The 22,224-nt window shown below is 44.2% G+C and carries 19 protein-coding genes; 7 read left to right on the top strand and 12 right to left on the bottom strand.

From position 1 onward, the window contains the following. The first annotated feature begins 169 nt into the window (after nucleotides 1-169). From Q0R52_RS26545 to Q0R52_RS26535, 3 genes are all read left to right on the top strand, one after another. On the top strand, nucleotides 170-2,617 hold the full coding sequence (locus tag Q0R52_RS26545) for a TonB-dependent receptor (protein WP_295800985.1): 2,448 nt from the start codon (nucleotides 170-172) through the stop codon (nucleotides 2,615-2,617). Nucleotides 2,618-3,011: 394 nt separating this feature from the next. After that, nucleotides 3,012-3,896, top strand: a complete 885-nt coding sequence (locus Q0R52_RS26540) for a YegS/Rv2252/BmrU family lipid kinase (RefSeq protein WP_295800981.1) — start codon at nucleotides 3,012-3,014, stop codon at nucleotides 3,894-3,896. A gap of 3 nt (nucleotides 3,897-3,899) precedes the next feature. Continuing rightward, nucleotides 3,900-4,430 carry a dual specificity protein phosphatase gene (locus Q0R52_RS26535; protein ID WP_295800979.1) on the top strand — a complete coding sequence of 177 codons (531 nt, stop codon included), beginning with the start codon at nucleotides 3,900-3,902 and terminating at the stop codon, nucleotides 4,428-4,430. Nucleotides 4,431-4,655: 225 nt separating this feature from the next. On the opposite strand, the gene Q0R52_RS26530 is transcribed toward Q0R52_RS26535, so the two are convergent. Both Q0R52_RS26530 and Q0R52_RS26525 read right to left on the bottom strand, forming a co-directional pair. Beyond that, nucleotides 4,656-5,081 carry a hypothetical protein gene (locus Q0R52_RS26530; protein ID WP_295800977.1) on the bottom strand — a complete coding sequence of 142 codons (426 nt, stop codon included), beginning with the start codon at nucleotides 5,079-5,081 and terminating at the stop codon, nucleotides 4,656-4,658. A 46-nt stretch (nucleotides 5,082-5,127) separates the two neighbouring features. Further along, nucleotides 5,128-6,273, bottom strand: a complete 1,146-nt coding sequence (locus Q0R52_RS26525; RefSeq protein WP_295800975.1) for an alkene reductase — start codon at nucleotides 6,271-6,273, stop codon at nucleotides 5,128-5,130. A gap of 186 nt (nucleotides 6,274-6,459) precedes the next feature. On the opposite strand from Q0R52_RS26525, the gene Q0R52_RS26520 reads away from it, so the two are divergent. Next, complete coding sequence (locus Q0R52_RS26520) at nucleotides 6,460-7,935, top strand: PLP-dependent aminotransferase family protein (RefSeq protein ID WP_295800970.1); 1,476 nt, start codon at nucleotides 6,460-6,462, stop codon at nucleotides 7,933-7,935. Between the two features lie 416 nt (nucleotides 7,936-8,351). Here the strand turns inward: Q0R52_RS26520 and Q0R52_RS26515 are convergent, their stop codons facing one another. Further along, on the bottom strand, nucleotides 8,352-9,005 hold the full coding sequence (locus Q0R52_RS26515; protein ID WP_295800967.1) for an NAD(P)H-binding protein: 654 nt from the start codon (nucleotides 9,003-9,005) through the stop codon (nucleotides 8,352-8,354). Nucleotides 9,006-9,881: 876 nt separating this feature from the next. On the opposite strand from Q0R52_RS26515, the gene Q0R52_RS26510 reads away from it, so the two are divergent. Beyond that, nucleotides 9,882-10,445, top strand: coding sequence for a transposase (locus tag Q0R52_RS26510; RefSeq protein WP_295800964.1), 564 nt, complete (start codon nucleotides 9,882-9,884; stop codon nucleotides 10,443-10,445). Between the two features lie 101 nt (nucleotides 10,446-10,546). Here the strand turns inward: Q0R52_RS26510 and Q0R52_RS26505 are convergent, their stop codons facing one another. The 4 genes from Q0R52_RS26505 to Q0R52_RS26490 all read right to left on the bottom strand — a co-directional run bounded on the left by Q0R52_RS26505 (nucleotide 10,547) and on the right by Q0R52_RS26490 (nucleotide 15,270). Continuing rightward, on the bottom strand, nucleotides 10,547-10,924 hold the full coding sequence (locus tag Q0R52_RS26505) for a hypothetical protein (protein WP_295800960.1): 378 nt from the start codon (nucleotides 10,922-10,924) through the stop codon (nucleotides 10,547-10,549). An 825-nt stretch (nucleotides 10,925-11,749) separates the two neighbouring features. Beyond that, on the bottom strand, nucleotides 11,750-12,196 hold the full coding sequence (locus Q0R52_RS26500; protein WP_295800957.1) for a hypothetical protein: 447 nt from the start codon (nucleotides 12,194-12,196) through the stop codon (nucleotides 11,750-11,752). A 64-nt stretch (nucleotides 12,197-12,260) separates the two neighbouring features. Beyond that, the gene (locus Q0R52_RS26495) at nucleotides 12,261-12,632 is read right to left on the bottom strand and encodes a hypothetical protein (RefSeq protein ID WP_295800955.1); all 372 of its coding nucleotides are present in this window, start codon (nucleotides 12,630-12,632) and stop codon (nucleotides 12,261-12,263) included. A 79-nt stretch (nucleotides 12,633-12,711) separates the two neighbouring features. Further along, nucleotides 12,712-15,270, bottom strand: coding sequence for a M14 metallopeptidase family protein (locus tag Q0R52_RS26490; RefSeq protein ID WP_295800954.1), 2,559 nt, complete (start codon nucleotides 15,268-15,270; stop codon nucleotides 12,712-12,714). 306 nt (nucleotides 15,271-15,576) lie between these two features. Here Q0R52_RS26490 and recQ point away from each other — a divergent pair, with 306 nt between their 5' ends. Further along, complete coding sequence (recQ, locus tag Q0R52_RS26485) at nucleotides 15,577-17,751, top strand: DNA helicase RecQ (protein ID WP_295800951.1); 2,175 nt, start codon at nucleotides 15,577-15,579, stop codon at nucleotides 17,749-17,751. A 103-nt stretch (nucleotides 17,752-17,854) separates the two neighbouring features. Here the strand turns inward: recQ and Q0R52_RS26480 are convergent, their stop codons facing one another. Further along, complete coding sequence (locus tag Q0R52_RS26480) at nucleotides 17,855-18,049, bottom strand: hypothetical protein (RefSeq protein ID WP_295800948.1); 195 nt, start codon at nucleotides 18,047-18,049, stop codon at nucleotides 17,855-17,857. A gap of 94 nt (nucleotides 18,050-18,143) precedes the next feature. Between Q0R52_RS26480 and Q0R52_RS26475 the strand changes: the two genes are divergently transcribed. Next, the gene (locus Q0R52_RS26475; protein WP_295800946.1) at nucleotides 18,144-18,524 is read left to right on the top strand and encodes a DUF2809 domain-containing protein; all 381 of its coding nucleotides are present in this window, start codon (nucleotides 18,144-18,146) and stop codon (nucleotides 18,522-18,524) included. A gap of 23 nt (nucleotides 18,525-18,547) precedes the next feature. On the opposite strand, the gene Q0R52_RS29410 is transcribed toward Q0R52_RS26475, so the two are convergent. From Q0R52_RS29410 to Q0R52_RS26450, 4 genes are all read right to left on the bottom strand, one after another. Beyond that, nucleotides 18,548-20,284, bottom strand: coding sequence for a PA0069 family radical SAM protein (locus tag Q0R52_RS29410; RefSeq protein ID WP_366520954.1), 1,737 nt, complete (start codon nucleotides 20,282-20,284; stop codon nucleotides 18,548-18,550). Beyond that, nucleotides 20,256-21,092, bottom strand: a complete 837-nt coding sequence (locus Q0R52_RS26460) for an ATP-binding protein (RefSeq protein ID WP_295800943.1) — start codon at nucleotides 21,090-21,092, stop codon at nucleotides 20,256-20,258. Before Q0R52_RS26460 ends, Q0R52_RS29410 begins: the two co-directional genes overlap by 29 nt. After that, on the bottom strand, nucleotides 21,082-21,570 hold the full coding sequence (locus Q0R52_RS26455) for a hypothetical protein (RefSeq protein ID WP_295800939.1): 489 nt from the start codon (nucleotides 21,568-21,570) through the stop codon (nucleotides 21,082-21,084). The genes Q0R52_RS26460 and Q0R52_RS26455 overlap by 11 nt, the downstream gene beginning before the upstream one ends. Before the next feature lie 186 nt (nucleotides 21,571-21,756). Further along, complete coding sequence (locus tag Q0R52_RS26450; protein WP_295800935.1) at nucleotides 21,757-22,119, bottom strand: hypothetical protein; 363 nt, start codon at nucleotides 22,117-22,119, stop codon at nucleotides 21,757-21,759. Nucleotides 22,120-22,224 lie beyond the last annotated feature (105 nt).

Genomic DNA, 22,224 nt, shown 5'->3' with positions numbered 1-22,224 from the left:
TTGCCCGGAAACACGAATAACGCACTTAACGACTATGAAATAAACAACGACTACATAAAATAACACCATCTGCCGGCAAATAGCCGGAACAATCAAAATTTACTTAACACCTTTTAAAAAAGAACAAAATTCTTTTACCTGGCAATTTATTGCCTGAAAATTAAGCATCATGAAATCAATATTTATAAAACTACTTGCCATTATTCTTCTAACATCCGCGGGGATTGCTGCGTATGCGCAACCCTCCAAATCATCTTCGGCAAAAATAACCGGCACCTTGCTCGACGATAAAAACAAACCGATGGACTTTGCCACCGTATCCTTGCTAAAAGCCACCGACTCATCGGTTGTTAAAGGAACTCTAAGTAACGATGCCGGCGCCTATGCTTTCGATCGTGTGGCTAATGGCACCTATATAATAAAGGCTACTGTTGTTGGTTATCAAAAAACCACCAGTCAGCCGTTTACCGTTGCGGATGGCGCTACTGTTACCGTGCCGCAATTGATAATGCAGCAGGTAAGTCATGCATTAAATGCGGTGACTGTAACCTCTACAAAACCATTGATCGAACGCAAAGTCGACCGCACGGTTATGAACGTCGAAAACAGCGTGCTTGCCGCCGGTAACTCTGCCCTGGAAATATTGGAGCGTGCTCCGGGTGTTTCTGTTGATAAAGACGACAACATCAGCCTGAAAGGCAAACAGGGCGTAACCGTAATGATAAACGATAAACTCACCTATCTTACTTCGGCACAGCTGGCTACCCTTTTGCGCTCAACCGATGGTACAACCATACAATCTATCGAAATAATCACCAACCCCTCTGCCAAATACGATGCGGCTGGCAACTCAGGTATTATCAATATCAAACTAAAAAAGAATAAGCAAAGCGGCACCAACGGTAGTGTTACCGTAGGTGTTGGCAAAGGCAAATATGGCCGCGATAACAGCACCATCCAGTTAAACCATAAAGTTGGCGAGGTGAATATATTCGGCTCATTCAGTCACGATGATAATAAACGTATGCAGGATATCGGTTTAAAACGTATTGTTACCGACACTGCCGGCCATCAAACTTACTTTAACCAGTATACCGCCATGCCACAAAGCCGCCACAACAACAGCTATCGCCTTGGCGCCGATTTTAATACATCGTCGAAAAACACGCTGGGCTTTGTAGTTAACGGCTATTTTAACTCAGAAAATGACAGCAATGACAACCGCACAAATATCGGCCGTAATTTTAACCAGGTCGATTCGTCGCTGCGTACGGTTACCAGCATCCGGCAAACTTTCCACAGCTTTGCTGCCAATTTAAACGACACATATAAAATAGATACCACCGGCCAGCAGATCAGCGCTGACTTGGACTATTCTAAATTTACCAATAACTCTACAGCCCAGTATGTAACTGACTTCTTTTTGGCCGATGGCAGCCTGCAGCACCCACAAGCTTTCCTGGGAAATCTTACACCATCAACCATCGAAATAAAAACGGCTAAAGTTGACTACAGCAAGCCGCTCGGCAAATCGTTAAAAATGGAAGCCGGCGCAAAATTCAGCGATGTAAAAACTGATAACGACCTGATGGAAAAATTGGCGGCAGGCGATTCGTACCAAAGCACCAACCATTTTATGTACGACGAAAAAATTGAGGCTGGCTATTTAAACTTTAACAAAGATTTTAAAGGCACATCGGTACAGCTTGGCTTACGTGGCGAGTACACCCGCTCAAACGCTACCGGCGACTCGTCAAATATTGTTCAGCACATTGCGCGCAATTATTTCAACCTTTTTCCAAGCGTATTTGTTAACCATACTTTTAACGACAAAAACGAACTTAGCTTTTCGTACAGCCGCAGAATTGACCGCCCGCAGTACGACAACCTTAACCCCTTTGTTTACAGGCTCGACCCATACACCTACCAAAAAGGCAACCCGTACTTAAAGCCGCAATACACCAATAATTTCGAACTGAATTACACCTATAATAAGAACACCACTTTAACACTGGGTTACAACCGTACTACCGACGTAATGACCGAAGTACCCGGAACCGACCCGGCAACCAAGGTTGCCTTTGTAACCCAGCAAAACCTGCAGGTGCAAAACGGCTACAATGCTAACCTTTACTCCAGCTATACCATTACCAAATGGTGGACCGGCGACGTAAACCTCACCGCCTTTTACCTGGGTTTTAAATCGAAGGGGCTTGAGGGGGGTAATTTAGACAAGGGGCAATTTGCTTACCAGTTCCGCGCTACTGAAACCTTTACACCTATTAAAGGGTACAGGTTTGAGCTAACGCCAAATTACCAGTCGGCATTAACTTATGGTTTGTTTAGCGTTCATCCGCAATATTCGGTAGATGCCGGGGTGAGTCATTCATTCGCCGCTAAAAAGGCTAACATTAAATTCTCGGTGAGCGATATTTTTAACACCCGCCGCAACGATGTTACCAGCAAGTACCAAAGCATTGACCTCGACATCCGCCAAAAGCGCGACAGCCAGGTGGCCCGCCTTACCTTCACCTACAATTTTGGCAACAGTAAAATAAAGGCCCGCCAGCACCAAAGCGGCGCCGACGACGAAAAAGGAAGGGTGAAAGGGAATTAGACAGTGTTCCTGTTCACAGTGAAACATAAGGAACAGGGTGGAACAGTGGAAAGTCAACCAGGCAATATAAAAACCGCGTTTCTGTATCAGTAACGCGGTTTTACATTATCTGCCAGGCTAAAAAACGTGAAAAGTACTGACAAATTGGTGTCAGTACTTTTCACGTCCGCTTTTTTGATTGACAAAACATGTCGATAGCTTATGCAACATAAATCTATTGATATCAACCGCGAAAAACCATCAAACCGCTTATGTTAGCTTGCAAAGCTGACCTGGCAATTGCCGGCACCTTATTATCCCACCCACCTGCTGTTAAATTATCATTATCATACCATGAAGTTCTTTTGCAGCTAAACTTATCCGTGCAATTGGTGTTGCTATCAAAACCGCACGCGTGAAATTTAAACATATACATTTTATCATCAATCCAGCTTCAGGCAAGGAAGAACCCGTTTTGTCTTATATCAACCGTTTGTTTATCGGCAGCCGGGTTAACTGGGACATTTCGGTTACTAAAAAAGACAAAGGGGCGGGCGAAATAGCGCGGTCGCTGATCGGCAATACCGACCTGGTAGCCGTTTACGGTGGCGACGGTTGTGTCACCGCGGTAGCGGCAGCATTGCATGGAAAATCGCTACCTATGGCCATCATCCCCGGCGGCACAGCTAACGTAATGGCAAAAGAGCTGGGCATACTCACCGACACGGTGGAAGCGCTGGCCCTGCTGCTAAAAGGGCACCGCATCAGGACCATCGATATGGGCCTGGTTAATGGCGAACCCTTCCTGCTGAGGGTGAACCTGGGTATAATGGCAGCCATGGTGACCGAAGCGGACAGGAGTTTAAAAGACAAAATTGGCCAGCTGGCCTACGGGGTAACAGCAGTGCAGACGGTAGCCGCTGCAAAGCCGGTTGATTACCGGCTGAAGATCGATGGGCAAAAAATAGCCGCAAGCGGTGTGGCGCTAACAGTGACCAATTCCGGGAATATCGGGATCGGCGATTTCGACCTGCTGCCGGGCATTAGTGTAACCGACGGGCTGCTTGACGTAATCCTGATGCATGATACCGATCTCAGTTCCTTGCTAAAAGTGGCCGGCAGTACGCTGTTTCAGCAGGAGTCAGACGTGTTGGAGCATTGGACCTGTAAAAACGTTACCATCAGCCTGCCCAAAAAACAAACCTATATCTGCGACGATGCGGCGCGCTCCGCCAAAAAACTAAAGATAGAAATCGTGCCTAAATCTATACGGATACTCGTACCTGCACAAAAGAAATAAGCTATGCTTGCCAAAATAAAAAGCCTGTTCACCATCACCGGTTTATTCCTGCGATATAATGCCGATAATATTTACCGGGTAATCTTCGGGATGCCCCGCCTTAAACGTTGCGAAATTACGGCCAGCCTTTACCTGGGCAGCCAGTACAACTTAGTGGGTTTGCGTAAACTGGTGGCGCTGGGTATAACAGCCATTATAAATATGCGGATCCATTCAGTGTATAACGAAGCGCAGTATAAAGGCATTAAATACCTGCATTTGCCCACCACCGATAATACACCGCCACCATTGGCGGTATTGCAACGGGGCGCTGATTTCGCCGATGCGGAGATCAAAAACGGCGGGAAGGTATACATTCACTGCCGGCAGGGGCTCGGCCGCGGACCAACCATGGCAACGGCTTACCTGTTGAAAACGGGCCTAACCCTGGATGACGCACTCATGCTAATTAAAAAAGCGCGTCCCTTTATTAACCCGCGACCAGGCCAGCTGGAGCGTTTAAGGGAATTGGAAACCTATTATAAAAATAGTTGACCACCACGGCTGTTATTCAACAACTTACTTCGCCAGTTAAGGCATTTTGTTTGAATACCGATTTTATAAATAAAACCCGCACAATCTGAATGCTTAAAGCGTTCTATTTTTCTGCGGAACGGTGGAACAATATGAAACATACTGATTATCAGATATTTCATCAAATCAACATGCAAATACGTGGCCGACCCTTCAAAAAATAACGAATTATTAGCGCCTTCTTTTTTAAAAATCAATTTCGGCTTTCGCCGGTACCTTGCTGATCAAAAGCATATTTATTGCAGCGAGCACGATAAAAAATAAAGGCATGTATGGCGGTTTAATTTTTAACGGCAGTACATAGGCAGGAACAGCGGGTTGCAAATGCACATACACGGCAACGGCCATATTCCCAATAACCCACATCGATCCGAACAGCAAAACTATTTTTAGCAAATGCAGCGGTATTCTTTTTCTAAAGAAAACAGCCGAGAGCAACAGCAACCCTACTAAAATTTCACTTAGTATGCCCGGCCAATATAAATAGCCTGACAAGCCGCTTTTTGAAATCTGGATATGGAACCATTCGCTGATCGGGTAAAACAATTTAAGGAAACCAAACATAAACATTGAAATGCCGGTGAAAATCGAGATAATATTTACAGATTTCATAGTATACCTATTTATTAAAATTAAATTTTGATTTGCTATTAAACATTTAGACGTAAACTTCCGGCTGATAAAATGGATAGTCGGTATATCCTCTTTCATCACCGCCGTAGAATGTTTCACGATCATAGGCATTCAGCTCATAACCATATTTAAACCTTTCTACGAGGTCAGGGTTGGCAATGAAGAAACGTCCGAATACGACTGCATCAGCATCTCCCTTTTGAAGCGTATTTTCAGCGTCTTCACGGGTAAATCCGCCGGCAGCCAAAATAGGGCCTTTAAATATCCGACCTATTTGCCCGGCAGCAACAGGCGCCATATATCCTTCTTCTTTTTCTATGTTATTTAAAATCCGGGGATCAACCACATGCAGATAAGCCAGGCCAAATTGGTTCAGCTGTTCGGCTACATGGCCAAATAATGCAACTGGGTTCGAGTCGCCCATACCTCCCCATGTTCCACTCGGAGTTACACGTACCCCTACACGGTTGCCTCCCCAAACAGATGCTACAGCCTCAGTTACTTCCAGCAAAAAACGAGCACGGTTTTCGATGCTGCCACCGTATTGATCTGTACGTTTGTTGGAAATGTCCTGTAAAAACTGGTCCAGTAAATAGCTGTTTGCGGCATGTATTTCCACACCATCAAATCCTGCATTCATTGCGCGTTCTGCTCCTTTGCGAAAATCCTCAATAATAGCATGGATCTCCGGTATAGTCAATGCCCGGTTTTGCGACACCGGAACCCAGCCTTCGGGAGTCAAAGCAAAATTTTCGTGATACACTTCCGATGGTCCTACCGGCAGACCGCTATCGGGTTGCAAATCCACATGTGATTGACGCCCCACATGCCAAAGCTGTGAAAATATCTTTCCTCCCTTTTTGTGGACAGCACTGGTGATCTTTTTCCAACCTTCAGTTTGTTCATCGGTGTGTATTCCCGGCGCCCCAAAATAACCATGTCCATTTGATGAAACTACAGTCGCTTCAGAAATGATTAAGCCGCCGTTAGTCGCTCTTTGACTATAATACGCTGCCATCATATCATTGGGGATATTTCCTGGCATATCAGTTCTTAGCCGGGTAAGCGGTGCCATAATTATACGATGTTTCAACGCCAACCGGCCTAATTTTACCGGAGTAAAAAGTTTGGCGTTACGGAAGCCCGCTCCCGGTGATATCTTTGTTTCCATTTTTGTTTACTTAAATAATTCTAATTGGGTAAAGACCCGTCGCCCATATTTTCTTCGGCAAAGTTCAGCGTAAAGTCAATAAGAAACCCGATACGGTCTTCAACTAAAAAACCATAACAGTTTATGGTTTTTGCCAATACCGATACTTTCAGGAATGAGCTTATATTTGAGACAGATTAGGTTAATATGGATAAGAAATTCAGATACGAACAGATCGTCGGCAAGATTGAAGATCTGATTTTACAACTTCAACTGAAGCCCGGGGATAAAATACCTTCTGTTCGCACCGTTTGCAGAGAGCTCAAAGTGAGCTTGAGCACTGCGGTACAAGCTTATTCCATTTTGGAAGCCAGGGGGCTTGTTTTTTCGAAGCCGGGCTCCGGGTATTATGTCAATTCCAAAGCAGGTAACCGCTTGCCGGCAATCAAAGAACAGACATTTATACCTATCCCCTCGTCCGTGGAGATTAATACCATGGCAACAGAGATGGTTAAAAATCCCCGAAAATACGGGTTGCTTAATTTTTCTTCTCTCGCTCCGGCAAGTGACTTCCTGCCTGTAACCCAGATAAATAAAGCAATGCAGTCTTCGGTCCGCGAACATGCAGGCAGCAACTTTCAATATCCGTTTCTGGAAGGACACCCCCGGCTCTTGAAACAGATTTCGCTACATACGTTTGAATGGCAACATAGCTTGTCACAGAACGAGATACTGGTCACTAATGGCTGCATGGAAGCGATCAATCTTTGCCTCGATTTGGTTGCTAAACCAGGAGATATAATCGCCGTGGAATGCCCCACCTACGCAGGCATTTTGCAATGCCTGGAGACCAAGAACCTGAAAGCCGTTGGTATCGGGGTCGACCCGGTTAACGGCCTGAATCTTGACGACCTGGAGAAGGCGTTAGACACCTACACAATAGCGGCATGTGTTTTTTCACCGGCTTGTAATAACCCGTTAGGATGTTCGATGCCTGAAGATGGTAAAATCAGGTTGGTCAGGATGCTTGGCGAGCGGAACATTCCGCTGATCGAAGATGATGCCCTTGGCGAGATCTTCTTCGGTGCTGTCAGGCCGATGCCTGCCAAGGCGTACGATGAACATAAGAATGTACTTTATTGTTCTTCCTTTTCAAAATCGCTGGCCCCCGGTTATCGTATAGGATATGTTTCTGCTGGAAGATACCATACAGAAATTGAACAATTAAAATTTGCAGCCAATATTTCCACAAACGCCATTCTGCAGGATTCGATCGCACGTTACCTGGAAAGTGGAAATTATAACCAGCATTTAAGGAAATTACGTATTGCGGCGCAAACTCAAATTCTAAAATACCGCAATTCCATCAGCGAGTTCTTTCCCGCAGCAACAAGGATTTCTGTTCCTACGGGCGGATATAGTTTATGGATCGAGCTTCCAGGCGGAATCGATGCCCTTGAGCTTCAGCAGTTGGCTATACAACAACGGATTGCATTTTGTCCGGGCCATGTATTTTCGACGTCGAAAAACTTCCATCATTATATCAGGATCAACTGCGGTCTTTTATGGAGCCATAAAATTGAGCATGCCCTTCATAAATTGGGCGATTTAGTGACATTATTAGAAAGGAATTCCGGAAAGGAAGCTGCGGATTTGAGGAAATCAACAAATGCATTTTCTTAAAACAGTAACTTATCGCGTCCCCGCTTGTGGCCCGCCGATAGGTAGCCATTGTTCCTAACAACATCCAGATAGCCCGTTATCCGTAGATTATATATGAGTAACAGGTTAGCACCTACCTATTTTGAGGCTATAGATTTTGTATAATCATCACTATCCCTAATATAAGTGACATGATACCTCCACCCAACAATTGAATACTAAACCCAAGCCTATCCTGTTTCCCTTGGGCAAAGATCTTTACTTGCCTTATCGTAAGCCATATTCCGAATGCCGTTAAAGCGATTCCAATCAATACAAATAAAGTACTCATCCTGACCTTTGTTAGTTAGTTAATTTATTTTTGCCCTATTGATATACCTTGAACTACATTAAAATCTCCCGAAACTCCGGCACTATTCCCCAAAACAAGCCCATAATCACATCTCCATCATTTTCTGCCAGTGAAATATTTTCACTTTTTCCTTCTGATTTTTCGCAGCATTCATCATTGCTGTGGCAACGTGCTGGCCGGTTATGCCACGGTATTTGCTTAGCGATTTCCCTGTTAAAAGCGGGTTAATAAAAACCCAAACTTTGATCAATGTTTTTTCAAATCTCCGGTTTTCCTTCCGCTCACCCATAATCATCGACGGACGAAAAATGCAGGTGTACTCAAAATTCAGTGCAATAATGTCCCGCTCTATCTCCCCTTTGGTCCTGGTATAAAAAATACCGGAATTTGCGTTAGCGCCAACCGCCGTAACCACCAACACCGATTTTACACCCGCCTCCCGCGCCATTTTAGCCGCCCCCACCGGGTAGTCATGATCCACCTGGTAATATTGAGCTTTATCGGGCGTCTTTGCCCGGGTAGTTCCGAGCGTAATAAAAACTTCATCCGCATCTATCTTCCCCTCCAACAAATGCAAACTGCTGTAATCACCAATCAGCTCCCTCAATTTCGGGTGACTGAACCCCAATGTCTTCCTGACTACAACGCTTACAAGTTCGTAATCCTTATTCTCCAGCAGATCAGCCAACAGGCAGGACCCGATAAATCCGCTCGCACCAAAAAGTATTGCTTTTTTCATATTATGGGGTTACCTGATCATTGGTGTTTGGAAGATTTTTTTTATTCCCCTCTTGAGAGGGGGCGCGTTGGACAGTGTTGTGGCAGGGGTGTGTTCGCCGCCATGCAACAGCGTAAAAGCCTGGCGCAGAAACCCCTCCCTCCGCCCTCCCAAGGGAGGGAATCGCACATTCCCACCGCTCTTGTTATTCTGAGTGAAGCGAAAAACGACGTATTTATCAATTGCCAAAATTTCACAAGTTTACGCACACTTTATGGATTTCCCGTCAGCAGATAAGCTTCGGGCAAAAGCGGAAAAAACTGCAGGCCCAAAGCGCCGGCCAGGGCATAGGAAGTTTTTGCATTACAAGTTAGCAAAGCGATAGGGTAGCCCGGCAAAAACATTCCAGCCCGCAGTTTTTTCCGCTTTGTGCGTGAAAGGCCCTGTGCGCAAAGAAGCCTTTCTGCTGACTTGATTTTTGGTTACTTTGTATCAAGACAAACGGCGCAGCCCTCTTGAGCGCCTATAAAAAACAAACAACACGCGAAAAACATAACAGCCACCGCGGCAATTGAGCGGGGTAACCTCTAAGTTCTAAGAAGAAATAAACCTTCGAAGCAACCCATTCGTCATTACAGGTCTTTTCAACTCCCCCTCATGACGACTACTGACTGGCAGCAGGGTAAATTAAAACAACGGTACTCCTGGTATAACTTATTATTAAAATGCCAACAGCCAGGCCAATACCATTTTCTATAAGCGAACTCATCTTTAACGTCGCAAAATTATCATTAAAAGCACCCGCTGTCCGTAGATTGCATCTACGGACGCCTATGCCTGTAGTTTCTAACTACAGGCATTTTATTTTTATATTTACATCAACCTAATTTATCATTTATGGCGCGCAAAGGTTATATCATCGGCGATCAGCAGGCAATGTATTATCTAACTTTTACGGTGGTCGGCTGGATCGACATTTTTACCCGTCAATCCTACCGCGACATTGTGATTGAATCGCTAAAACACTGTCAGCAAAGCAAAGGGCTGCATTTGCATGCTTACGTCATCATGTCGAACCATATACATTTAATTGTATCGGTGGACGAAGGATTTACCGTAAGTGGTTTTATAAGGGACTGTAAAAAACATACATCAAAGAAGATACTTGATGATATTGAAAACAGCGGCGTTGAAAGTCGCCGCGAATGGATGCTTCATCAATTCAAGTACTATGCGTCGCGGCATGCGCGCAACAACACGTATCAATTATGGGAACATGACAATCATCCCATTGAATTAATATCACGCGAATTTATACAACAACGGATAGACTATATTCATCAAAATCCGGTTGTGGCCGGCTTGGTTTATCGTGCCGAAGACTATATTTATTCCAGTGCGTCCAACTATGCAGGCCTCGACCAGATTATTGATGTAGAGTGTTTGTTTGATATACTGTAGTTAGAAACTACAGGCATAATTGTCCGTAGATGCAATCTACGGACAGCGGGTACGCCACCTCTTTAGGCCTCTGCGCTGCATTCGTGCCAGAATGTATTATCTTACTTTTTGAAGTCTTTTACTAGCTCCTTATAATCTAAAATTACTTTTTTTCCATTTTGTTTAAACACCTCGACCACTACAGTATTTTTTAGTTTTGATAGAGAATCTCCTAACTCTACCATTGATTCCCATTCTGGATAAAGCGAGTACACATACCCGGTTGTTAGCTTTACTTTTAACATGTTATGATCACGTTCGTCTCGAAAAACAGATTCAACTTTGCCATGAAATTGGTTTTTTGTTGCTGCTGTTAGAACGAGCTGGGCTGGCGTCACTTCTCTGTGCATCTGCCAAATTATAAAAATAATAATTATACATGATATTATTAAAATCTTTATCGCCTCGCCTTTTGATACCTTCCAATTATAGTCTATCATATAAAATTTAGATTAATACACCCATGTATGACTTGAACTAAACATTGCCCCCACACTGATTTTACCTCTCGGAGCTATTGTGGGTTGACTTGTCGTATATCCTCGCGGATTTGTACCAAAACTCGCTGGGTCAAGTGCATTTCCAACCGAACCGCTACCACTACTTCCACCTTTCGAATAACCTATTCCCAAAATAGGTGTCGATACGCCTCCGTGATAAGCAGTTCCACCTCCGGAAAAATCAGAGTTTATAAACTGATTGGAGCCTGTAGGCGTGATGGTACCAAAATCAAGACCTGCACCTACGCCGAATCCGATGTTGCCAGACACAGAAAAATAAGGTGTCCCCGCTGTCCGTAGATTGCATCTACGGACGACTATGCCTGTAGTTTCTAACTACAGGCATTTTTTTTATATTTACCACAACCTAATTTATCATTTATTGCTCTCAAAGATTATATCATAGGGGAGCTACCCACTCCTCATTACGCTTTTTTAGGAAACCTCTGACTAACCAAACACTACCCATCATAATATCCAAAAACCTCCGCCTTGAAACACACCCATATTAAAGCATACAGAGCTATGATAAATACGGAAACAGCAGCAACGAAAAGCGGTTTGTTTTTTCCAGTCCTTGTGATTAGCAATAAATTCGCAGTTAAATGTAAAATTATAAAGCCGCAATAAAGCATCCATGTCTGGAAAGTATGGTCACCTGTATCAGCCCATCCCAATTGGGAACTTGTTATCACGCAGGCGTATGTCATCAATCCAGCCAGTAAAGTATTTACGACCAGGATTATAATAATATTAACGGCTTTTTTATTCTTCAATATATTCAACTCCGGGCAAGTTATCTTTTATTTGCTCAAGAGAACTAATATCTAAAGAATGTATTTCCCAATAAGAAGAGTCTATCAGTTCAATAGTATATTGGCATATGGAATACATTAGTTCGTCGCTTTCATATCTCTTCAAGTCTTTAATATCTTTTACCCCTATTAATACCATCTCCAGAACTTGTTCAAATTTAGATGATAAAGATTTCAACTCTTCCCAGGTAAAAAAGATGCCGTTATTCGCACTATTGACCTCTTCTTCGAAATCAAGCATGTTTTTATTCGTTCCTAAATCTCCGACGGCATAAATCCATAAAAGAGACCACTTCAACGTTTGCCCATCCTTGATATTCTCTAAAATGTCTTGCAATGAAACGGAAAGTATTTCGTCGTCATTTCCATTGATCCTTATCGAATCTATGCTCTTCATAGAATGATGTTTATTACCTCCTTAACGATGCCTTTGTTACCAAATATTCCTTTTCAACTCCCCCTCACAACGGCTGCTCGCTGGCAGCAGGGTAAACTAAAACAACGGTACTTCTGGTGTAACCTATTATTAACATGCCAACAGCCAAGCCAATACTATTTTCTATAAGCGACCCTATCTTTAACGTCGCAAAATTATCATTAAAAGCATCCATTAACTGGGCTGCCAATCCAGACCCGTAGCCAACTATAAAAAAAACACTTGCCCATATTATTATTCCTGTTTTCACATATTGGCTTTTCGTTAAAATCAACACTAACAAAACAATTTCTATAAAAATTGGAACCATTCCATAAATGCTGACGGCCCTTACGAATACAAAACCGTTATAACCCAATAATAAAATTATAAACCCGGTTAAAAGGTTAAAAAACAAATGGTTTGTAAAAACAGCCTTTTTCATTTATAGTTGGTACTACTTTTTACCTGCTACTGCTACTTATTCCTGCTACTACCTACTGCCCCACCATAAACACCGCATTACTCAACAGTAACTTCCCATTCTCCCAAAAGCTGCGGAAAACCGGGTCATCAGCCATGTATATTACGCTGCCACGCCCCATCGACTGCACACCAAGCAGCAAACCGTCTTTAATTTTCTCTTTACTTTTTTGGCCGACAAAGCCCGATACCAGCCCGTCCTTTTTAACGGTGCCAACATTCCAGCCGTCTTCGCTGCCTAAAAAGTCGTAAATATCGTCGCTCAGCTTTATCGAGTAATAACTCTTTGGCAGACCAAAACCAAGCGGATGGGTATTATCAAGGTTTATTTTATAAATAGCACCGGGCACACTCGAGCGCAGGGCATCGCGGTCGCGGTCGTTATACGAAAGCAGGGTTGGGTCCTTTGCTTTTGCATCTGTCTTATCGTCTTTTTTATCTTCTTTTCTTTTTAGCAGGAAACCCTTTTTATCAACCAGTTGTGCCGCCGCGTTTTGTATGGCAATCAGCTTGCCGCCGTCGCGCACCCAGCCTATCAGCTTGTCTGACGGAAAATCGTCATAATTACCATCAGGAAAAATGGCCACATCAAAATCAGAAAGGCGGGCCCTGCTCAAATCTTTGTAACGCACCAGCGTAATGGGGTAACCGATCTGCTGTTCAAAAAAGTGCCACACCTCGCCCATCGCTTCCGAGTTTACATCATCGCCGGCGGCAAGCATCACCTTTGGCTGGCGGATATAACGGATAACATCCGACCCCAGATCATAACCCTTCTCCACAAAGCCCGATGCCAGCGGGGTTAAATCCTGGTTCAGCTGGGTGGCTATGCGTGCAACCGTTTGGTCAAAGTCGGCCTTGTCATTCCCTGCACGGGTGATCAGCAGCGAGCCCGCGTTAAACTTTTTGCCGCCTGCCTCAAACGGTTTTTCGGAGTAGCGCACCTTGATGTTATTTTTTATCAGTGCCGCCAAAAACCGTACATCATTAACCGAATACCAGCTGCTTACATAGGCATAAGCATGTACATTTACCAGCACCTGCGGCTTGGCCGCGCTAATGGTTGCTGTTGCCGGTTTTAACGATTCCTTTACGCCATAGGCAGTAAGTCCATAAACATAAGGTAAACTCCAGGCCGTAATATCATAGGTGTTCGAGTCAGTCACAAAAGTCTTAGGCTCAAGCAGCACATTCAACAATACCGATTTCGACTGGTAGGCGTTGATCACCAAATCATTAGGGCCAACCTCATATTGCTCGTTTTTACCGTTCGAATAGTTATACCCGTTCACACTGTTTTTTAAACCGAAGCCGTATTGAATGCCATTCCTGTCGAGCATGGCGGTCAGGGCGTTTACCTTGTCAACGTTATCATTTTTTACCACATAGGTTTTGTACTCCCCCGGCGGGTTAGCGCGACTATTATCATAAAACTTTTTGAACTCTGTCAGCAGCTTTTCTGCATACGCCGAAGTAACCTCAACCGTACTTAAACTGGTTGAATGGTGATGCGCCACACGGTCGACCAATGTCAGCGTATCGCCGGTGCGGGTAAGCACTGCCAGGCCGGCGCTGATCCCGCCCTGCTCGTAGGTCATGCCGATAGAGCCGTTATAGATCGGGTAAGTATCACCGTATGATGGGTACAGCAAATCAAATTCCTGCTTGGTAAAATACAGCCAGCCATTCTGGTCGAAATATTTGGCGTTGTTTTTACCAATGGTGGTCTGCATTTCGCGCTGCCACGGGGTAATCACTTTGTGGAAAGGTTCTGCCGCAGGGGCGAAATAGTAGGGGGCGTTGTAACCTTGCTCGTGGTAGTCAACATGCACTTCGGGCAGCCACTGGCTAAACAGCGCCACGCGGGCCTGGGTTTCCTTTTGTGTTTGCCATGCCCAGTCGCGGTTAAGGTCGAAATAGTAATGGTTTATCCTGCCACCCGGCCATGGTTCGGCATGCTCGCGGGCAAATGGGTTGGCATCCGGCTTTTGCCCGGCTACCGAGTTATAAAAATTCACGTAACGGTCGCGACCGTCGGGGTTTAAACATGGGTCGATAACCACCACCGTATTTTTTAACCACGGTTGGGTACGCGCATTAGAAGCATCAACCATGTCAAACAAAGTCCACATAGCAGCTTCTGATGATGCGGGCTCATTACCGTGCACATTATAACTTAGCCAGCAAATCACCGGTGCGCTGGTTGACCCCGCCGCCGAAGTAGCCGCAGCTTTATTTGCCGGGGTGCCGGGTGTGCTGCCACCTGCTACTGTTTCCAGTCCCGCCAGGCGTAAGTTATTCTGGCGTATTTCTTCCAGCTTCCCAATATTCTCGTCAGACGCGATAAACATAGCCAGCAACGGGCGGCCCTCGTTTGTCGAGCCGTATTGCACCAGCTTTACATTTTTTGATGCCTGGGCCACATATTTAAAATATTCAACAATTTTATAATGCGGCGTAAAGTGTTCGCCCAGCTTATAACCTAAAAATTTCTCGGGTGATTGGATGGCCTGGCCAAAAACAGCGCAGAAAACGCCTGAAAACAGGAGTGACAGGAGTAGCTTTTTTATCATGGATGTCAGTTAAGTAAAGGCTAATATAAAATTATTTTGCGTGAAAATGAATTTAAAGGCTGATACTATTGCTTTAGCGCATGCCTGCGACCTGCGCTGACGAAAGCCGCCCCCTTGGGGCTGGGTACTATACTTTGCACCTATGTTATTCATAATCATTGTTTCCGAAATTCTGGAATTTAAAGAGCCCCCCGGGGAGCCCCAAAGGGGCGAAATCCACCAGCACAGGTCGCAGGCCTGTGCACAATGAATTATTTTCCTAAAATTTTTAGCATTTTAAAACTGTTTTTTATTAAATTCGGGCCGATGCAAACGGACACGCAAATGACACCCATACAGGCGCTGCAAAAATATTTTGGCTACAGTGCGTTCAGGCACCGGCAGGAGGAGATCATCCAGCATATCCTGGATAAAAAGGATGTGCTTACGCTAATGCCTACTGGTGGCGGTAAATCATTATGTTACCAACTGCCCGCCGTTTTGCTTGATGGTTTAACCATCGTGATCTCGCCATTGATTGCCTTGATGAAGGACCAGGTGGACGCCCTCAACGTTAACGGCATACCGGCTGCATTCATCAATTCGAGCCAGTCGACCCAGGAACATATCGACATCAGCACCCGCCTGAAAAACAACCAAATCAAACTGCTGTACCTGGCGCCCGAGCGTTTGTTTGGTAAGGACAGCAAGCTGATAGATTTCTTAAAAACACTACCGGTTTCATTAATAGCCATCGACGAAGCGCATTGCATTTCGCACTGGGGACACGATTTCAGGCCCGAGTACCTGATGCTTTCCGGTTTTAAGCTCGAGTTTCCAAACGTGCCGGTTATCGCCCTTACCGCCACTGCCGATAAACTTACCAAAAAAGATATCCTCGAAAAGCTAAATCTGCGCAACCCGGCTGTTTTTGTATCATCATTTAACCGGGAGAATATTACCTATAAAGTAACCCCTAAAAGAGACAGCTTTAACCAGCTGCTTGATTTTTTAGAGGAGCGAAAAGAGGATTCGGGTATTATTTATTGTCTATCGCGAAAATCAACCGAGAGCCTGGCTGCCGACCTTAAGGAAGAAGGCTTTTTAGCCGAACCATACCATGCCGGTTTGGATAACGCCCTTAAGGCCCGCACCCAGGAAGCTTTTTTGCGCGATGAAGTGCGCATTATTGTGGCTACCATAGCTTTCGGCATGGGTATTAATAAATCAAACGTGCGCTACGTGGTGCATGTTGATCTGCCAAAAAACATTGAGGGTTATTACCAGGAAACAGGCCGTGCGGGTCGCGATGGGCTGCCATCAAACGCACTGTTGCTTTACTCGCCCGGCGACGCCATAAAGCTGAAACAGTTTGCCATGGTAGAGGACAACCCCGAGCAAAGCCGCATCATGCTAAAAAAGCTGGACGACATGGTAAAGTATTGCCAGTTGCATGCCTGTCGCCGCCAGTTTTTACTGAAATATTTTGATGAGGATTTCCCGCCAAACTGTGGCTCCTGCGATTTTTGCCTGACGGATTTCAAACGCTTCGACGCTACCCTTATCGCACAAAAAGCCTTATCCGCTGTATCGCGGCTTAAGGAGCGTTTTGGCAGCACCTATGTGATCGATTTTTTACGTGGATCGAAAAGTGAAAAAATATGGGAAGAGCACAAACAACTTAAAACCTATGGCATAGGCGCCGATATCAGCAAGCCCGAATGGCAACGCTACCTGCGTGAATTAACAGGGCAGGGCTATTTACAGGTAACCGAAGATGTGTACCCCATATTAAAGCTTACCGAAAAAAGCGAAGCGGTATTGAAAGGACTGGAAAAAGTTGAACTGGTTGAAACCGAAGTTACCGAAGAGCGCCAGCCTGCTGCGGCTTTACCATTTGAGGCGTCGTTGTTCGCCGAGTTGCGAAGCCTGCGCGCCGATATCGCCCGGCTTGAAAATGTTCCGCCTTATATTATCCTATCAGATGCCAGCCTGCAGGAAATGGCAACCTACTTCCCACAAACGCTTGACGAATTAAGGCTGATATCCGGCTTTGGCGATGTGAAACTGGCGCGGTATGGCCGCGAGTTTTTACTCCCGCTTAAAACCTACGCCGAAAAAAATGGGCTGGTATCGAAAATAAAACAAAAGTCGGCTAAGCGGGAGCGCAAACCGGCCAAAGAAAGAGCAGCCATACGATCATCTGACACCGCAAAGGAAAGCTTTACGCTATTTCGTACCGGGAAATCTATCCCGGAGGTTGCAGCAGCACGCGGGTTGTCGCCAACGACTATTGAAGGACACTTGAGCTTTTATATTTATAAAGGCGACATGGACGTGACCGAAATAGTAAAGCCCGCAAAAATGCCCGCCATTAAAGATGTCGTTTTAAGCTATGGCGCCGAAAAACTATCGCCAATAAAAGAAGTGCTGGGCGATGATTTTAGCTATGGCGAAATAAAAGCGGTAGTAGCCTGGATGCGGAAAAACGGGGAGATATAAACCAGTGTTGTGTCAGTCATGTATTGACGAGTAGTCTTGAGTCGTAAATCCGGAGTTCTAAGTCAAAAAATACCAAATTTGACTTAAGACTCCGGACTTGGAACTACCGCGATGCGTTGATCTCGTTCATTACTGCCTGGTGCGAACTTACGCGACCGCTTTTTATATCGTCAAGGTTTTCGCGGATTACGTCTTTCAGGTCCAAATCGGTTTGCAAATCAAACAATGCAGCCTGTAGTTTCGAGCGTTCGCTGTTATCTAAATTGGGCAGGTGGGCAATTATATCGTTAACGTTCATTTTTGTCAGTTTTATTCCGAAAATAAGGCTTTATTTTGAAATTTAGATGAAAACGCGTGAAGTTTACAAAACTTGGCACGTTTAACACAGTGCTATGCATAAAACACGTACAACCTACTTCGCCTTCACAACCGCTACCATTATAGCAGGCCTGTTATCCCGCCACATAAATGGGGTGCCGTTATTTGTCGGCGATATTTTATGGGCACTGATGGTTTATTTTATTGTAAGATTTATCTTCATCAGCCAAGCAACAAAATTGGCTGTTATTGCAAGCCTTTTTTTTAGCTACGGTATCGAATTCAGCCAGCTTTACCAGGCGCCATGGATAAACAGCATCAGGCATACGGCTATCGGCGGCCTGGTATTAGGCGAAACCTTTTTGTGGAGCGACTTGCTTTGCTATACCGTTGGTATAGGGATTGGCGTTGGGATTGATTGGTTAATCGAAAAGAAAAGTCATCTTCTCCATTAACCACTCACCTAATCAACCACTCACTAAAACATACTCGTCTGTTTTCCATTTTTCGGCACAAATAAACTATAATCAAATTCCGGCATGTCCCTATCGGCCAAAAAGCGGGTGCATGCCATCCTGAACATCTGGTGTATCGATTCGGCAATTTTCCCTTCGCCGCTCATCCGGCGGCCAAAGTTGCTGTCGTTTAGGTTTCCGTCATGACACGACTTTATCATATTCAATACCTTTTCCGCCCTGTCGGGAAACGCCTTATTTATCCAGTCGGTAAAAATTTCACTGATACTGCCATTCAGCCTTACTATTGTAAACCCGGCGGAAACAGCCCCCCTGTCGGCAGCCGCTTTAATAATAGCCGGTACTTCATTGCTGTTCAAGCCGGGGATTATAGGCGCCGCCATCACCCGGCAAGGGATACCTTTTTCGGAAAGTTTTTGGATAACCGCCAACCGCCCGGTAGCGGTAACAGTGCGAGGTTCCAGCTTTTGACGTAACTGCTCGTTTAACGAGGTGATGGATACATTAACATGCACCAGCCGCATGGCCGCCAGTTCGGTAAGTATGTCCAGGTCCCGCAGAATCACGTTGTTTTTGGTGATGATGCTCACCGGGTTTTTGTACTTCAAAAAAAGCTCAAGCAATGAACGGGTAATTTTCAACCGCCGTTCAATCGGCTGGTAACAATCAGTATTGCCCGACAGCATAATGCATACCGGCTGGTAGTTTTTTTTGTTGAAGTATTGCTCCAGCAATTCGGGGGCGTTACGCTTAACAATTATTTTGCGCTCAAAATCAAGCCCGGCGCTAAAGCCGTAGTATTCATGCGTGTTGCGTGCATAACAGTAAATACAGCCATGCTCACATCCCTGGTAAGGGTTTATGGAGTACATGTGGCTTAAATCCGGGCTGTTTGATTCGCTTACGATTTTTTTGGGCGACTCTTCAAACAGTTGCGTGGCAGTATTTTCCAGCAGTGGCTCATCAAGGCCTTCAATATGTTCTAAAACATATTTGCTCTTTAAAAACTTGTTGTGCGTATTTACCTGTGCGCCGCGTCCTTTAAAAAACTCATCGTTGCCCTCATGTGCCATAGAGGCAAATTTACTAAAAATATTAGCAAACCATACGTCTATCAATTTGTTTTTTATGGCATACAGCACCAGGCCGATGCGGCTTTTAACATTCAATTTTTCAAATAATTGGTCGCGATAGCCGTCAACGGTGCGTATGCTGATGCACATTTGCGTAGCTATTTCTTTGTAGGTAAGTTCTGAGGCGGCAAGCTTTATAAACTCGAGTTCGCGTATCTGCAAAGTAACCTGGTCAATATGCTCATTAAATGAGTTTATTAACAGGCGGGTAACAAATTCGGGGTAGTAAACCTCGCCCGATGATACCTTTTGCAGGGCCAGCTCAAACTCATGCGGCTCCGAATCTTTCAGCAAATACCCTTTAGCGCCAAGTTTTAGCATGGTAAGCACCTTTTCAGGGTCTTCCAGCATCGATAAAACTATAATTCTTATTTCTGGGTAGTTTTCTTTTAGCCAAAGCGCAGTAGCGGCGCCATCCATTACGGGCATATGTATATCAAGCAGCACAACATCCGGCTTTAGTTTGGACGAAATTTTGCGTACCATTTCCTCCCCGTTGCTTGCTTCAAAAAGTATATTAAATCCCTTAAAATTGCCTATTAACGATGCTATTCCGCTTCTGAAAAGGCGGTGATCATCAACTAAGGCGATTTGGATATTTTCCATCTATATATTTTATTTGTAGTAAAGGGTTTAGGTTAACATTAACTGAACAGCCATCCCCGCGCGAACTGCTTATGCTTGCCACCGCACCAATTACGGTAGCCCTGTTTTCAATATTCATCAAACCTGAACCACGGCTGTGGTCGAGGGAGTTAGCCGAAAAACCAACGCCATCGTCTTCGATTGTTAAATTAAACATTTCAGGAATATACTGCAAACTAATTTTTAGCTGATTTGCACCCGAATGTTTAATGGTATTATTAACTGCTTCCTGGAAAATGCGAAACAATACCAGCTCACGCTGCTCCCCCATCGGATAAATATCACCTGTTATAAATAGTTCTGCGTCAATAAGGCCGCTTTTATTTAGTTTTTCAACCTCGTTTTCAATAGTTTTTACAAGCCCCAGCTTTGTTATGTGTTCAAAACTAAGGCTCTTTGATAAATCGCGCAGATCGGTAATTACCTGCGCTACTAAATCGCGGTTTTCATTAATTTTTGTTTGCTGGGCCGATTCTTCAACCTTAATCATCGCCAGATTAAGCTTCACAAACGAAAGCACCTGGTTTATGTTATCATGAAGCTCGCGCCCTACATAGGTAAACGTCTCCTCCTGTATCTCTAGCCGGGCCTTTAAAAACTCCTGTTTAAAATTGGCCTCCAAAATTTCCCGTTCAACTTTGTTTTGTGTTTGCTTCTTTTGGTATAATATTATAAAGTATATAATAAACCCCGCCAGGAAAACAAAAAAAGCTGTTGCCGAAAAAAAGATAAAATACAGCTCACTGGAATTTGGGGCATTATTTGCCATTACTGATACTCATCATGTTTGCCTTTTTATTGTCTATTAAAATTGATATACCAATTAAAATATAAAAAATGAAATTGACAACAATACTGAAATAATAAAGCGCCGTCATATCCAATTTATTTTGAATAAAATAGCTGGTTAACGCAAAATTCAAAAACATGGTAGTACCATAAAATAACATATTCAGGTTAAACCAGAATAAGCTTTGCTTAAACAGGCTTTGCTCAGCCGGAAACAACAGCATTTGCCGAAACAATAGCAGAGAATAAAGCACATACACAATCTGCGAAATGTTTAGTATAAGCGAAGGAAATTGAAGCAGGTTTTCAAAAAAAAACACATTCCATATTTCCAATGCAGTCATTAATGCTACAGCAACAACTATTGCCTTTTTGATTTTCGAATTGTTTAGCAAATAATAAAAAGTTGCTGAATACAGCGCGAATTCTGCAACACCCCAAATGTGTGCAACCGGCATATTATTGTGATATACTTTGCCATATACCTTTTTTATACTTTCGCTAATTAAGGTACATAAAATCAATATCGTCAACACACGAAAGCCTTTGTTCAAGCTTTTATACCGCGTAAAACCAACTATAGTAATTATCAATAATATTATCAGATATACAATGTATATGCTATCAAAACTCATAATCTGCTATCAACAAAGGTCTGTGCAAAATGGCGGGCATGGGCTTAATTGATCCCAGGTCTCGTACCGGGCTACGTACGGTGCGGCTCCGTTCACCTCAGGGTAATCCGGGTTTATTTCGGCGCCGGCAAGCACCAGGGTAAAAATATTATCAGTAGAAGTCGGGAAATCAGGATGCTTGGCAAAATGCACGCTTACACCAATGGTGTCTCTATCGCTAAGAATGGCGTCCAAAACGCGGCGGGGTATAAAAAAACCGTTCAGAAATACACCTTCGGGTGTTTTTAGGGCCGGGCCGCCTGTGCCTGAATTTTGAGTTTGATAGGCCGCGATCAAGTTCTTTGCGGTTGGTTTGTCGATTACTGCTGACATGTTTAAATTGATTAAAGGGTTAGTAAATATGGCTCCAATATAGGGTTTTAACTATTAAACAACCCCCGTTTAATAACTGTTTTTTTACCGTGTTTTAACGCAGCA

Source organism: Mucilaginibacter sp. (assembly GCF_025359345.1).
Lineage (GTDB): Bacteria > Bacteroidota > Bacteroidia > Sphingobacteriales > Sphingobacteriaceae > Mucilaginibacter.
The sequence above is the reverse complement of the archived record's forward strand: the minus strand, read 5'-3'. Positions and strand labels throughout refer to the sequence as shown.